Below are 13624 nucleotides of genomic sequence, written 5' to 3'. Positions count from 1 at the left end.
CCATGAACTACACTGACTATGTGCGCAGCCCGAACAGGGACTGCGCAGTCGTGGCGCATCGCGGCATCTGGCGCGACGCACCCGAAAACAGCTTGCCCGCCATCGAAGCGGCGATCCGCGCCGGTGCCGATATCGTCGAAATCGACGTGCGCCGGAGTGCGGACGGCGGCCTCTTCCTGCTGCATGACGAGACGCTGCTGCGCATGGCAGGCATCGACGAGGCGCCGGAGGCGTTGAGCTCGGCACGGCTCGCAGGTCTCACGCTCAGAAACCGCGACGGTGGCGAGAATAACGCCATGACCGGCGAGAGGCTGCCGAGCCTGCAGCAGCTCTTCGACCTGACGCGCGATCGCATCTTCCTGCATCTCGATGTCAAGGATCGTGCCATCGTCCCCGACGTCATCGCCTGCGCGCGCGATCTCGATGTCGAATCCCAGGTGGATTTCTGGGGCAATCTTCGAACGCCCGAAGATCTTGCCTGGGTGCGCGAGACTGTTAGCCCGTATGGCGTGCTGTTCATGGCCAAGTCACGGATCGGCGCTACGCATGCCGAGGCGGAGCTCGATCTGTTGCTCCAGCTTGCGCCTGCCGTTTGTGAAGTCTGCTTCGACCGCGTCGAGGATATCGCCGCGCTCCACGCTCGCCAGACGGGCATGGCGCTCTGGGCCAATACGCTCGATTCCGTCGCCTTTGCCGGCTTCACCGACACGGCTGCCATGCAGGATCCCGACGCCATCTGGGGCGGGCTGATCGAAGCCGGCGTTTCCCTGATCCAGACCGACGAACCGGTCGCCCTCAAATCATACCTCGCCAGCCGCCGCGGCTGACACATAAGGAAAGACCATGAGCTACAAAGACTTCATCGCCGACCCGAACCGTTCCTGCGCTATCGTCGCTCATCGCGGCGCCTGGCACGGTGCGCCGGAAAACAGCCTGGCAGCGATCGAGAAGGCCATTGCCGTCGGCGCCGATATTGTCGAGATCGACGTGCGCAAGAGCGCGGATGGCGAGCTTTTCCTGATGCATGACGATACGCTCTTGCGCATGGCCGGCATCGATCGCGATGCCGAGACTTTCACCATGGCCGAACTCCAGGCGATTGCGCTGCGCGAAGACAATGGCGGCGAGGGCCGCGCTCTCACCGATCAGCGCATTCCGACGCTGAAGCAGGTGTTCGAGACCATTCGCGGACGCATCTTCGCTGATCTCGACCTGAAGGATCGCAGGTTGTTCTCGGAGGTGGCAGCCTGTGCCCGTGACATGGGCGTCGCGTCATCCGTCGACCTGAAGACGACAGTCATGACCCGCGAAGATCTCGACTGGGTACGCGCCCAGAACATAGAAGGCGTGCCCTTCATGGCGATGGCCTATTTCACCGCCGGCGATGTCAGCGAAAGGCTTTCGCTGCTCTCGGAAATCAAGCCTTTCATGTGCGAACTGCGCTTCGATCATCTCGAGACGATCGCCGGCAACCGCCAGCTCTTCGAAGATGCCGATATGGCAATCTGGTTCAATACGCTGGATATGGCGGCGAGCGGCGAGTGGACCGATCCCCGGGCGCTGACCGAACCCGACGCCATCTGGGGCCGCCTCATGGACGCCGGAATCAGCACGATCCAGACGGACGAACCGGCTGCGCTGCGGACCTATATCGAGGCGCGGAGAGCGGCGCAAAATCCCGTGACAACCCGGGCTGCGGGCTGAGCCTCCGCGATTTGCCGGCCATCCGCCAGCCGGCGCGGTGGCCCGCATCTTCCGCATTCGAGCGGTCCGACGCAGTTGGTCTGGAGTCCGTACTGAAATTCAAATCTGCTGGCCACGTATCCTTTCGGCGCGATCGTCCGTCTTGGTTATTGTTGGCGGTCGTCCTCGACGTCGCCCCTTAACGAATTGGAGCGTGACAATGGATAGCAAGCAGAGTTTGGCAAACAAGATATACTACGAAACGAACGCGGAAGCTTGGCGCAACGGTCGGGAATTGACACCGGAAGTCTCCGAGTGGTCGGTTCTGACGGCGGAACCGGGCGGCGTCGATTACATCGAGGCGAACCTCGGCGGCAAGACCGCGCTGTGGGTGCAGCCCAAACTGGCGGCCAGGGATCGCGTCATGCTTTACGTACACGGCGGCGGTTATGTTGGCGGGTCGATCTGGACTCATCGCAAGATGGTCGGACACCTCGCCAAGGCGGTAGGCTGCTACGCTTTGATCGTGAGTTACGACTACTCGTTTCAGAGCAAGTTCCCGCGGCAGATCGAGCAGGTCGTGGCCGCGTTGGAGTGGTTGGCCGAGCAGGGCATCGGGCCGGAGCACACTATAGGTGCAGGCGATTCCGCTGGCGCGGGCCTGATCGTTGCAGCCGCGATGAAACTTTGTGATGCGGGACGGCCGCTGCCGGCCGCGCTCTTCAGCATCTCTGGCTGGCACGATCTGTCGGCGAGCGGCCTGTCTTACGAGGCTAACCGCGAAAAGGACGCTTTCTTCCAGAAGGCGACCGTGGATATGTTGGCATCACAGGTGCTCGGAGGAGCCGATGCTCGAAATCCACTCGCCAGTCCAATCTTTGCCGATCTCAAGGGCTTGCCGCCGATCTGTCTGCAAGCTGGCGAAGACGAAACCCTGCTTGACGACAGCCGAGTGCTCGCAGACCGTGCGAAGGCTGCGGGCGTCGAGGTGCGCCTAGAGGTATTTCCGGAGATGCTGCACTCGTTCCAGATGATGGCTGGCCGCGCTCCCGAAGCCGATGACGCGATAGAGCGGTTTGCACAGTGGGTTCGCCCCAAGCTCGGCCTGACCGGAGCCGCGGCAGCACGCCTTGAAAGTCGCGAAGTCGCATGACTCGTATCTATTTCCTCAAAAACGTTGGGATGTGACAGGTGAAGGACATGCGGGAGCGACCGATCGGTCTATTCGACGTGCGATATCGAGCCTTCCTCGAGACGGTGTCAGACATTCGTGCCCAACTGCATCGCTACTGCGCCCGCATGACCGGCTCACGGCTCGACGGTGAGGATCTCATGCAGGAAACGCTATTCGAGGCCTACATGAAGATCGAGACACTTGATGAGGCCCACAGGCTGAAGTCCTGGCTGTTTCGCATCGCTCACAATCGCTGCATCGACTTTCTGAGGCGGCGCGATGCGCGCGAGCGCGCGGAGAGCACCTATTCGGATGACATCGGCGTCGTCGTCGCGGAGCCGGCTGCGAGTGATGCACGTCGCGCCATCGAACGGCTGGTCGGCAGCCTGCCGCCCAAAGAGCGCGCCTGCGTCCTCCTGAAGGATGTGTTCGACTATTCGCTGGAGGAGACCGCAGAACTCGTGGATTCGACGGTTGGCGGCGTCAAAGCCGCGCTCTCCCGTGGACGGGCGAAGCTCGCCGGCTTGCCCGCTGAACCGACCGGCGAACCGAGCCGCCCGCTTGATCCCGACACGGCGCTGCTCCTGCAGCGCTATGTTGACCTCTTCAACCGCCATGATTGGGATGGTGTGCGGGGTCTCACCAGCGCCGATGCCCGATTGCGGGTCGCCGACTGCTTCGACGGTCTGCTCAGAAACTCTCCCTATTTCGTCGAATACGAGAAAAACACGGAACCGTGGACCATGGAGTTTGGGGCGATCGACGGGGAGCCCGTCCTGCTCGTGCTCTTCCAGCAAGGAGATCTGTGGCGGGTCGCATGGCCGGTTCGCGTCCATGTCGTCGGCGGCATTATCGACCGCATTGAAGATTATTATGCCTGCCCGTGGGTCATTGGAAACGCCTCGGAGGCCGATCTGGAACTCATGGCCGGGTCCGTCGTCTCGCAAGGAGGATGACGGAGGCGCAGAGCAAGTCTCGGCGGTTGCGAGTCCTTGGGGAGGCCACGGTTTCGGCTGATCCAGGCGAACCGGGCCGGGCGCCCGCCATGGGCGCCGACCTGCATCTGGCACCAGGCTATTTCACCGGCACGACGAGCGGCGAGCCCTTCGTGACGATATAGGTTGCGAGTTCGGAGGCCTTGCCGTCGCCGACATTCCTGGCGGAATGGGCAACGCCCGAGGGGATGAACAGCGACTGGCCGGCTTTCAGCGTCACCGGCTTCTGTCCGTCCAGCTCATATTCCAGCGTGCCTTCGACCACATAGGCGATTTCCTCGCCCGGATGGTGATGCTTCACGGCGAAGGCGCCGGGGGCGAAGTCGACGCGAACCTGCACAGCCTCGTGACCGGGCACGTCGATGTCGTTCTGAACGAGATCGGTACGCTGGATGGGCTGCTCGGCGTTGGCCTTGGTCAGCTGCATTGCACCCGCAACGAGGAGTGCGCCTGCTGCCATGATCATGATGGTCCTCATCTGTCTGTCCTTCCGTCAGATGGCTAGGCCCGCAACCGGGCGACGGGTTCATATGAACAGACGGATGAATTGGAAATGTTTCAGCGGAGGACGTTTTTTGTATCGCCGTGTATCTGCGAGATGCTCTCGTCACTGATTTTCTTGAAGTGCTTCGAGGTGCTGATCCAGCGTCGTCCTGCCCCAATGGCGGCGGGTGGGCATTTCAAAGCCGGTATCGATGGTGACCTCTGCCATCTTCGCGTAGCAACGGGCGGCAGCCCAGGAAAAGCCAAGTCCGAGATAATATTCCTCGAACCTTTCGCGAGGGATCGTCTCGGCTCTAACCGGGCGGCCGAGACGCGATGAAAACGCCTTGGCGACATCGGCGAAGGAATAACGCTCCGGACCTTCGACATGGTCTATCCCGATATCCTCGCTCGGGCTCCTGAGGCGTGCAGCGGCGGCTTCCCCCAGATCCCTTGGAGAAACCATCGGTATCTTCATGTCCTCGGGGAAGGGAGTGAGCAGGCGCCCGGTCTCTTTCGCAGGCTGCAGAAGCATGTCGAGATTGGTGAAGTAATATGCACCGCGATTGATCGCGACCGGAATGCCGGTTGCCTTCACGAGGCGTTCGAATTCGTACAGCACCGAGAGATCGCCGATGCCGGCGCCGTCAAGCGCTCCATAGGTGGACACCAGGACGAGCTTCTCCAGCCCGGATCCTTCAAGTGCGGCGGCAATACTGCTGGCGGTTTTCAGTTCCCCGGCGTTGGTATCGCCTTTGATATCGGCCGGCGGGTTCAAGAGAAAAGCGCGACGCCCTTTTTGCAGGATCGATCGAAGCTGCCCGGTATCGGTGACATCGGCGACGACAGGTTCGATACCGTCGCGTGCGATGGCGGCGGCCTTGTCTGCACTGTGAGCGACAGCGATGACTTTCTCGCCCGACGCCCGCAATGCGTCGATAACGACAGAGCCTATATGTCCGGATGCGCCAAGGATGACATACATGGGTGAAACTCGCAGACAACCATCAGGATAACTGCGCACACCGCTTCGAGGTTCCGTCGCTGATGTCGCCGGAACGGTGAAGTTTGACTTTCGGGTAGGGACGCCGCCTACGCACGCCAGAAGGGTCGGTGGCTCTGCTCGAAGGCGGCTTCACGGGTCATGCCGAAATCCCTGAGCGTTTCGTCGGGCAAAGTATCCAGCTCGCGTGCGAAGAGACGACGTTCGGTCCAGCGTTCGCGCCACATGCGGAGCGTGTCGGTCACATGCATGATGAAATTTCCTTTCTCTGTTGGCAAAACTCACCTATGATTGACGAAGGTGGAGGCGAAGATTCCACTCACTTTGCTCTTGTGTCATGGTTTTATGCCCATATCTGAATTCGAAAAAGCGCGTTATCTTCACGTCATCCGTTAGAAAAACTCACACAAGAGAAGACCATGGCCCGCCATCTGCCGCCGCTCTCCTATCTCCGGGCCTTCGAGGCCACTGCACGTCTCGGTTCGGTGACACGGGCAGCCGACGAGCTGGGGCGCACGCACGGTGCCGTCTCCAAGCAGCTTCAGCTTTTGCAGGAGCAGCTTGGGCTTCCCGTGTTCGAGAAGTCGGGCACCGGCCTTCGGCTGAATGAGGATGGGGCAGCCTTCTTCACCACGGTGTCGCGGGCCTTCGATCTTCTGGAGGAGCGCTATCAGGAGCTGAAGTCGAGCCGGAACGAAGCGAGCGTGCATCTTTCCTGCAGCGCTACCTTCGCCATGGTCTGGCTGGTGCCGCGTCTGGCGGAATTCTACAGCCTCTATCCGAATTGCCGCGTGCAGCTGACCATGTCATCGAGCGCCCGTGACGCCGGCCCGAACCGGGCGAGGGACGGGGTGGATATCATGCTGAGCTGGGATCGGCTGTCACGGCCGCAGTTCAGGCGCGAGCATATCCCGCTCGCCTCCGTTTCCTTTGGCCTCGTGTCGGCACCGGATTATCCGTTCAGTACCGATGGCGATGATTTCAGCTTCCCGGCCCGCATTTCGCCCGACAGTTTGAGCGAACAATGGACCAACTGGCAGGCGGCGACCGGGCACAGGATCTCCGCGCAGTCGGAGCTCTACTTCCCGCATATGTATCTTTGTGTCAGCGCCGCCGTCAGCGGGCTTGGCGTGGCTTTGGTGGAGCGGCGATTTGCGCTGAACGAGCTGAAAAGCGGCAAGCTGGTGGAACGGTCGGAATTCCTGACTTACGAGAACGGTTTCGTGGCCGTCATTCAGCCTGGCCGTGCGCTGTCGCCGGCAGCGGGCCATTTCCTCGACTGGCTGCGCAGCGCCTTCGTGCGGGAATAGGCCGGGTAAACTCGCTTTCGCTTCAGTGACGAAACAGATCCCGCGCAAGCCAGAGGCAGAGGGCGGCTGCGAGAAGCCAGACGATCACGATCGCAACAAGCCCCGAACGGCTGACCGGGCGCTGCGTGCGCTCGGTGGCCATGTCCCTGAATTCCGACATCAGCGGCGCGGGAATAAGGCGGATGGCGATGAGGATGCCGAGCGGCACGATGATGAGATCATCGAGATAGCCGAGCACCGGCACGAAATCGGGTATGAGGTCAACAGGGGAAAGGGCGTAGGCAGCAACCGCGCCGGCGACGATCTTGGCCATCAGGGGCGTGCGATCGTCGCGCGCGGCAATCCAGAGCGCGACGACATCGCGCTTCACGCTCCGCGCCCATCGTTTTGCCGCCGTCAACCATTCACCCATCATTGCGCCGCCTGTCGGTTCGAGGATCGGGATGATCGCAGATGCAGTTTAACATTTGATCGATTGGACGAAGGGCAAATTGAAGCCCGGATGTTTTCTGTTTGTTCTTTTTTGCCGTTCAGTTACATTGCATGCGTGCGTGGCGTTTATTTTCGCGAAAAGAGAGTTGAATGAAGACGGTTTTGTTTGGGATTTTCTTGCTGACGGCCGGGAGCGCGTCTGCATCGTGCGAGCTGGTTTCGGCTCCGTGTTCCACCGACAGTTCAGGCAATACCTATATCAGGGAGCAGAATCTCGGCGGCGGCTATAACACCTATCGAAACGGCGATCTCTATTCGCAGACGCATCAGCAGCTCAACGGCACCTATCGAGAGACCTATTCGAGCGGCGGCTACCGGACTTATTACAGCGACCCCAACCGCAGCAGCCCATATCAGGATGATTCGAAGGGTACGGTTGGCCGCTGAGGCGAAAGCGATCTGCCGTACACTTGAGCCGTTGTCGGCGCCAACGGCGCTATCGCTGGTGCTCGGTATTCTCGCCGGAATTGCTCTAGTGATGCTTGAAGTACTGCACCTCGCGTTCATGCTTCTCAGCCGCTTCCCGGGTCTTGAAGGTGCCAAGGTTCTTGCGTTTGTTCGTCTTGGCGTCGGGTTTGCGGGAATAGAGACGATATTCGCCTGACTTCAGTTTGCGGATCATCGGAATCTCCTCTGCTGAGGGATAAATCCCCTCAGCCTTATTCGGTTCCGTTTTGCCGGAACGACCCTCCCTGAAGTCACCGTTCGGCGACAATAGGCCTCAGTGCGTCGACAAGTTCGGTGGAGCCTTTTCGGATATCGAGCGCATTCGGCTCGACCTCGATGAGGCCGCCCCTGCTGTGGACCTCATAAAGCTCGGTCAGAAGATCGGCAGCGCTGGCGCTCATCACCCGGCCCAGGCTTTCCCGCCATTGCGAGCGGGGCAGGGCTTCGGCCGTAATCGTGCGCCCCAGCAGCTGGCTCAGCGCTGCGGCCACGTCGCTTGCGCTATAGCGGCGCGGGCCTTCCGCATGAACGGTCTGTTCGCGCGTCTCGATGTCGGGCCGAAGCAGGAGATCGGCGGCGATGCGGCCGACATCCTGTGCCGAGACGTTTGGGATCTGCTTTTCGACCGGGTCATGAAAGCTCGGCAGGATGCCGGTTGCGATCGCTATCGGCGCGACGCGGCCCCAGCCTTCCATATGCTCGGCCGACCGCAGAAAGATCCGGCGCATATCCAGCTGGCGAAGGCGCTGTTCGAACTGGTAGAACATGCTCGGCATGGCGAAGCCTTCGCCGAGATGGGCGCCGTAATCGGAAATGGCAAGCACGAGGGCAGGGCGCGCCTCTTCCAATGCCCCGGCAATGCTTTCGATCGAGCGGCGCATATCGCCTTTTATGTCCTCGGCCCGAGGGTCGGCCGGCAGAATGACCTGAACGCTGTCGGCATCCGATATCGCTGCGGCGAACGCCCTGGCGTCCTGCAGATCGGCAAATGCGACTTCGCAGCCGATGGCGCTCAGGCGGTCAGCCTTTGCCGGATCGCGCAGGATGGCGCGCACCGGCACCCCTACCTCGCGCAGCGTCCTGGCGGTCGAATAGCCGATCTTTCCGGCGGCTCCGAGGATTGCAATCATGTCTTTCTCCTTGCTGGTGACGCGCAAGGACTAGGGGGCAGCACCGAAGGCGTCGCACAAATTCAGGCCGGTCTTTGCAATTTCGGGCGGAATTCGCCCACTTCGCGCAAGATCTCTCCGGGTGTCTGGCCGATGAGCCGGCGCATGGTCGTCGCCATATGGCTCTGATGGGCAAAGCCTGCGGCAAGGGCAATCTCGCTTGCGGCCATATCCGTCGTCGTCATCAGGGCACGGGCATATTCGACGCGGCGGCGGATGACATATTGGTGCGCGGAAAGGCCAGTGCTGTTGCGAAACAGGCTCTTCAGCCTTGTGACGCTGACGCCGGCAACGACAGCCAGATCCGCCAGATGCAGCTTCCGGTCCAGATGGGTCTCGATGAATTCCGTCAGCATCCGCAATTGCCGGGCCGAGAGTTTTTGTTCACGACCGATCTCTGGCCCGGGAGCGCCATCGCTCGACGTCTCGATCAGCCGGATGGCGAGCGCGTTGGCGAGAAGGTCGATATAGAGCGGCTCTGATGGAATATCGGCCTCCAGATCCGCCTTGATCGCCCGGCAGATCGCCTCGATGCCGGCATCGCGCAGCTGGAATCTTGGCTGCAGCTCGATCTCGCTGAAATCCCGCCCGAGATCTTCCGCGACCTGCTGCAGCCGCAAGGGGTCGAGACTCACACGCAGGATCCGGCAATCGGCATCATCCTCCCAGGACCCGTCGAGGCCGGCCGGGACGACATCGATATCGCCCGGCTTCTGGACGCGGCGCATGCGCCTGCCGCCGCAGTGGCAATCGGCATTGACGGGCGGACCGAAGTGGATGCCGAGACGATGCATGTCACCCCCCGGAACGCGGGAGATTCCGCGCGGGATATGCAGGAATTCGGCCGCGAGCCCATTCCACGCCCGTCCAGCGCTGGTCAGCAGGATCTGCGGCGAGGTCTGCAAGGATGAAGCTGTCATGATCTGTCTTTGCTTTTGGCAGGGGCTTTCGGCTTGAGGCGGAGATGCTATGTCGCAATCGCCGCCTTGCCAACCGGGGTCGCCTGAACGCTCAAATGATCGCTTCGATGAGAAACGGTCCGCGGCGCCTGAGTGCGCTTTCGAAGAGATCGGCAAATTGTTCGCAGCTATGGGCGCCTGCGGCATCGACGCCCATGCCCTTGGCGATCGACACCCAGTCCCAGGCCGGGTGATCGAGGTTCATCATCCGCCGGGCGTTCTCGCCGATGCCGTTGACGCCGACATTGCGCATCTCGGCATGCAGCACGGCATAGGCGCGGTTGGCGAAGATGATCGTGATCACGTCGAGATTTTCACGCGCCTGCGTCCACAGGCCCTGGACCGTATACATGCCGCTGCCATCCGCTTGCAGGTTGATGACCTTGCGGTCGGGACAGGCAACCGCTGCACCCGTTGCCAGCGGAATGCCGCAGCCGATCGAGCCGCCCGTGTTCATCAGGTAGTCATGCGGCGCCGCGCCGGACGAAAGTTCGAAGAAACGGCGGGCGGAGGTGACACCTTCGTCGCAGACGATGGCATTGTCTGGAAGTCGCGCCGCCACCATCACGGCGATCGCATCTTCGGTCAGATGTCCGAACGGAACGATATCGTCGGAAAGCACCGGCGACCGCGATTGAGGCAGCGACTGCCTGACGTCGAGTTCATCCCGCAGCGCCTCCAGCGCTCCTTTCAGATCCTCGCCATGCCTGGCAAGCGTCAAAACCTTGCAGCCTTTGCGCACCAGCCGTCCGGGCTTTCCCGGATAGGCAAAGAAGGCGACGGGCTCCGGCGCGCCCGCGAGCACCAGCACATCGATATCGGCCAGCAGGTCCAGCGCGGCGTCGATCGGGTAGGGGATGCGGGTGAGCGCGACACGGCCGCGGCCGCGCTCGACCCTTGGCAGCTGCATCTCACAGAAGAGACGCACATCCCTGGCAGCCGCAATTGCACCCGCGATCTCCAGGGAGTCTGCGCGGGCTGCCGCGCCACTGAGAAGAATGCCGACCTCGCCGGGCGCATCTCTGATGGCGTCGGCAACCCCGCGCACGCTGTCCATGTTTACGGCATGAGGCTCCGGCCGGGGCAGCCTGATCGGCTGATCCACTTCGACATCGCCCCAGGCGGCATCTGCCGGCAGGATGAGCGTTGCCACACCGGGCGGTGACAAGGAGGCGCGATAGGCAGCCTCCGTCGCGCCGACAATATCTTCCGGGCTGCTGATGCGGTGCACCCAGTTGGACATCGTGCCTGCCAGGCCCTCAATGTCGGATGTCAGCGGCGCATCGAGGGGCAGATGATAGGACGCATGGTCGCCGACAATGTTGATGACAGGTATCCGCGCGCGCCGCGCATTGTGGAGATTGGCAAGGCCATTGGCGAGGCCCGGCCCGGTATGCAGCAAGGTCGCGGCCGGGCGATCGGTCATGCGCGCGTAGCCGTCGGCTGCGCCCGTCACCACGCCCTCTGAAAGACCGAGGATGCAACGCATCTCGGGCTTGCGGTCGAGCGCCGCCACGAAATGCATTTCCGATGTACCGGGATTGGCAAAACATACGCTGACATCGTTTGCCAGAAGCGTATCACACAGGCTGTCTGCACCGTTCATGACAGTTACCTCCCGCTTTCAACAGCCTTGCACGGGAAGAGCATGAGCACAACCTCCAATAATGTCTCAGGTAAGCGCGTTTTCGTGACAGGGTCGAAAGCCGCCACTATAGTCATTGCGATCGCTGCGGCGGCAGCCATTGGTGGAGTTGGCGATGAGCATGCTGTTCAGGAACCAGTTGCATGAGGATTTCGGCAGCTGGCCGATTGCCTATATTCCCTATGGCGGGGCGGATTTCGGCGAGATCCGGGCTGTGGCGGAAGCCGTCGGGGATGGCGATGACGGCGCATTTTACCAGGCTTGGATTTCGGCCGGCGACCGGCTGAAAGAAGAGGCCGAGGCAGCGCTCTCCAGGGGCCATAAGGTCAGCGCACGCGAGCTTTATCTGAGAGCGAGCGTCTTTTATGCGGCTTCCTATCATCCGCTCTATGGTGCGCCCGTCGATCCGCGCCTGCTTTCCGCCTTCCGCAAGCAGACGGACGCACTGGAAAGAGGGCTTGCGCTCTCGGCGCCGACGATCGAGCCGCTCGCCATACCATTCGGCAAGACGCCGATGCCCGGATATTTCGTCCCGGCACAGGGTCTCGAGCATGAGGTGCGGCCGCTCGTCATCTTCAACAATGGCTATGACTGCACCATCACCGACACCTATTTCGCCTGCGCCGTCGCGGCTTCGCGGCGCGGCTATCACAGCCTGCTTTTCGACGGTCCCGGCCAGGGCGCCATGCTCTACGAGCACGGCATACCGCTGCGGCCGGACTGGGACGTGGTCATCAGGGCGGTGGTGGATTTTGCGGTCAACCATCCGCTCGTCGACCCTGATCGGATCGCGCTCAGCGGCTGGAGCCTCGGCGGGCTCCTCGCGCCGCGCGGGGCGGCGGGAGAGCCGCGCATTGCCGCGCTCATTGCCGATCCTGGCACGTGGAGCATTGCCGATGGTTTTCGCCGGGTCATCATCCAGAAATTCGGCGTCCCGGCGGAAGCGGCGGCCGATCTCGGCGCTCTCGACCAGAAACTGCTCGATACGATGGACGCTTTCCTGCGCGCCAACCCGGTGCTGAGTTGGAAGGTGGTGCAACGCGGTTTCTGGGTGCATGGAGTGGATAATCTCAGGGCCTTCCTCGCCTCGGCCGAACTTTTCACCATGCGGGGACATGCCGAGCGCATCCAGTGCCCGACATTGATCACCCAGGCCGAGAATGATGGGCTTGCTGCCGACGCCGGCTTCTTCTTCGCTGCATTGCGCTGCCCGAAGACGCTGATGCGGTTCACCGCCGCAGAGGGCGCGGATGGCCATTGCGAGATGAAGAACCGGTCACTGCTCAACAGGCGCGTTTTGGACTGGCTCGACGAGCAATTCAGGGCCTGATCGTCGGACACCCAGACATTGCTCAGGCCGATGTCAGATGGTCCAGAAGGTTGCGGGCGTGAACCGGCAGGTCCGCGCCTTGCGCCGTGCAGACCACCAGCCGTCGGGTTGCCCAATCGTCCGCCAGGCCGACAACGACAATTCCGCATGACCGCTTCGCACGGCGGGCGGCCGTATCCGGCACGATGCCGATGCCGGCGCCTGCACCGGCCAGCCGGCAGATGGCCTCGAAATCGCGCAGCCGCACGCGGATCTTGAGCCTGACACCGATGCGGCTCGCCTGGGCATCGATGTGATCCTGAAGGGCGCCGCCGGCAAGCGCGATGAAATGTTCGCCTGCGAGATCGGCGAAACGGACGCTGCTCTCCTGCGCCAGAGAATGGCCGCTGCCTACGACGACGAGCCGATCGGTCGCGAAAGGTCTCGCCGTCAGGCCGGCCATCTCAGCCGCGGCAGAGAGGATGCCGATCTCGGCATGGCCGGCTGCGACACTTCTCGCAATCTCGACGCTCTGGCGCTCCTTCAATTGCAGATCCACCTGCGGGTTGGCTGCCATCCAATGAGCCAGCTTTTCTGGCAGGTGTTCCGATATGGCGGCCGTGTTGGCGAGAATGCTGATCGTCGAGCGCAGCCCGCGTGCATATTCGCCGAGTTCGCCGTGCATCTGCCTGAGCTGGCCGAGGATCAGGCGGGCATGATGAGCAAGTGCCGCGCCGGCCTCAGTCGGCGAGACGCCGCGCCGGCCGCGCTCAAGCAAGGCGACTTCGCCAAGCGCCTCCATGTCGCGCAGGCGTTCGCTGGCAGCGGCGAGCGAGAGGCCCACGTCTGCCGCCCCATGGGTAATGCTGCCGGCATCGACGACGGCCAGGAAAAGGCGAAGGTCAGTCAGATCGAAACGCATTTTTCAAGGATAGGCTATTTTCAGCCTTCGGAC

At 62.0% G+C, this 13624-nt stretch carries 16 protein-coding genes; 7 read left to right on the top strand and 9 right to left on the bottom strand.

The window, feature by feature from the left end; all coding sequences use genetic code 11:
- Positions 1-2 precede the first annotated feature (2 nt).
- From FHT93_RS03060 to FHT93_RS03045, 4 genes are all read left to right on the top strand, one after another.
- Positions 3-827 carry a glycerophosphodiester phosphodiesterase family protein gene (locus tag FHT93_RS03060; protein WP_183846061.1) on the top strand — a complete coding sequence of 275 codons (825 nt, stop codon included), beginning with the start codon at positions 3-5 and terminating at the stop codon, positions 825-827.
- Positions 828-843: 16 nt separating this feature from the next.
- The gene (locus FHT93_RS03055) at positions 844-1704 is read left to right on the top strand and encodes a glycerophosphodiester phosphodiesterase family protein (protein ID WP_183846060.1); all 861 of its coding nucleotides are present in this window, start codon (positions 844-846) and stop codon (positions 1702-1704) included.
- 199 nt (positions 1705-1903) lie between these two features.
- On the top strand, positions 1904-2836 hold the full coding sequence (locus FHT93_RS03050) for an alpha/beta hydrolase fold domain-containing protein (protein WP_183846059.1): 933 nt from the start codon (positions 1904-1906) through the stop codon (positions 2834-2836).
- Positions 2837-2883: 47 nt separating this feature from the next.
- Positions 2884-3813, top strand: a complete 930-nt coding sequence (locus FHT93_RS03045; protein WP_113015916.1) for a sigma-70 family RNA polymerase sigma factor — start codon at positions 2884-2886, stop codon at positions 3811-3813.
- 118 nt (positions 3814-3931) lie between these two features.
- Here the strand turns inward: FHT93_RS03045 and FHT93_RS03040 are convergent, their stop codons facing one another.
- The 3 genes from FHT93_RS03040 to FHT93_RS03030 form a co-directional block, all read right to left on the bottom strand.
- The gene (locus FHT93_RS03040) at positions 3932-4330 is read right to left on the bottom strand and encodes a cupin domain-containing protein (protein ID WP_183846058.1); all 399 of its coding nucleotides are present in this window, start codon (positions 4328-4330) and stop codon (positions 3932-3934) included.
- 129 nt (positions 4331-4459) lie between these two features.
- Entirely contained in the window at positions 4460-5320 is an 861-nt protein-coding gene (locus FHT93_RS03035; RefSeq protein WP_183846057.1) for an NmrA family NAD(P)-binding protein, read from the bottom strand.
- A 107-nt stretch (positions 5321-5427) separates the two neighbouring features.
- The gene (locus FHT93_RS03030; RefSeq protein WP_112547378.1) at positions 5428-5589 is read right to left on the bottom strand and encodes a DUF1127 domain-containing protein; all 162 of its coding nucleotides are present in this window, start codon (positions 5587-5589) and stop codon (positions 5428-5430) included.
- 168 nt (positions 5590-5757) lie between these two features.
- Here FHT93_RS03030 and FHT93_RS03025 point away from each other — a divergent pair, with 168 nt between their 5' ends.
- The gene (locus FHT93_RS03025; protein ID WP_113015755.1) at positions 5758-6648 is read left to right on the top strand and encodes a LysR substrate-binding domain-containing protein; all 891 of its coding nucleotides are present in this window, start codon (positions 5758-5760) and stop codon (positions 6646-6648) included.
- Positions 6649-6670: 22 nt separating this feature from the next.
- Here the strand turns inward: FHT93_RS03025 and FHT93_RS03020 are convergent, their stop codons facing one another.
- Complete coding sequence (locus FHT93_RS03020) at positions 6671-7060, bottom strand: YkvA family protein (RefSeq protein ID WP_113015756.1); 390 nt, start codon at positions 7058-7060, stop codon at positions 6671-6673.
- Positions 7061-7230: 170 nt separating this feature from the next.
- On the opposite strand from FHT93_RS03020, the gene FHT93_RS03015 reads away from it, so the two are divergent.
- On the top strand, positions 7231-7527 hold the full coding sequence (locus tag FHT93_RS03015; RefSeq protein WP_112968280.1) for a hypothetical protein: 297 nt from the start codon (positions 7231-7233) through the stop codon (positions 7525-7527).
- An 85-nt stretch (positions 7528-7612) separates the two neighbouring features.
- Here the strand turns inward: FHT93_RS03015 and FHT93_RS03010 are convergent, their stop codons facing one another.
- The 4 genes from FHT93_RS03010 to FHT93_RS02995 all read right to left on the bottom strand — a co-directional run bounded on the left by FHT93_RS03010 (position 7613) and on the right by FHT93_RS02995 (position 11321).
- Entirely contained in the window at positions 7613-7762 is a 150-nt protein-coding gene (locus FHT93_RS03010; protein WP_112547375.1) for a hypothetical protein, read from the bottom strand.
- A gap of 76 nt (positions 7763-7838) precedes the next feature.
- A complete protein-coding gene (locus FHT93_RS03005; RefSeq protein ID WP_113015757.1) occupies positions 7839-8717 on the bottom strand; it encodes an NAD(P)H-binding protein in 879 nt (292 codons plus the stop codon).
- A 62-nt stretch (positions 8718-8779) separates the two neighbouring features.
- Entirely contained in the window at positions 8780-9676 is an 897-nt protein-coding gene (locus FHT93_RS03000; RefSeq protein ID WP_113015758.1) for an AraC family transcriptional regulator, read from the bottom strand.
- A gap of 91 nt (positions 9677-9767) precedes the next feature.
- Positions 9768-11321, bottom strand: a complete 1554-nt coding sequence (locus FHT93_RS02995) for an acetolactate synthase large subunit (protein ID WP_113015759.1) — start codon at positions 11319-11321, stop codon at positions 9768-9770.
- 154 nt (positions 11322-11475) lie between these two features.
- Here FHT93_RS02995 and FHT93_RS02990 point away from each other — a divergent pair, with 154 nt between their 5' ends.
- Positions 11476-12690, top strand: a complete 1215-nt coding sequence (locus FHT93_RS02990; RefSeq protein ID WP_113015760.1) for an alpha/beta fold hydrolase — start codon at positions 11476-11478, stop codon at positions 12688-12690.
- A gap of 22 nt (positions 12691-12712) precedes the next feature.
- On the opposite strand, the gene FHT93_RS02985 is transcribed toward FHT93_RS02990, so the two are convergent.
- On the bottom strand, positions 12713-13591 hold the full coding sequence (locus FHT93_RS02985) for a LysR family transcriptional regulator (protein WP_183846056.1): 879 nt from the start codon (positions 13589-13591) through the stop codon (positions 12713-12715).
- Between the last annotated feature and the right edge of the window lie 33 nt (positions 13592-13624).

Origin of the sequence: Rhizobium sp. BK379, from assembly GCF_014193955.1 — a bacterium.
Taxonomy (GTDB): Bacteria; Pseudomonadota; Alphaproteobacteria; order Rhizobiales; family Rhizobiaceae; genus Rhizobium.
This window is presented reverse-complemented; position numbering and strand designations above follow the sequence as displayed.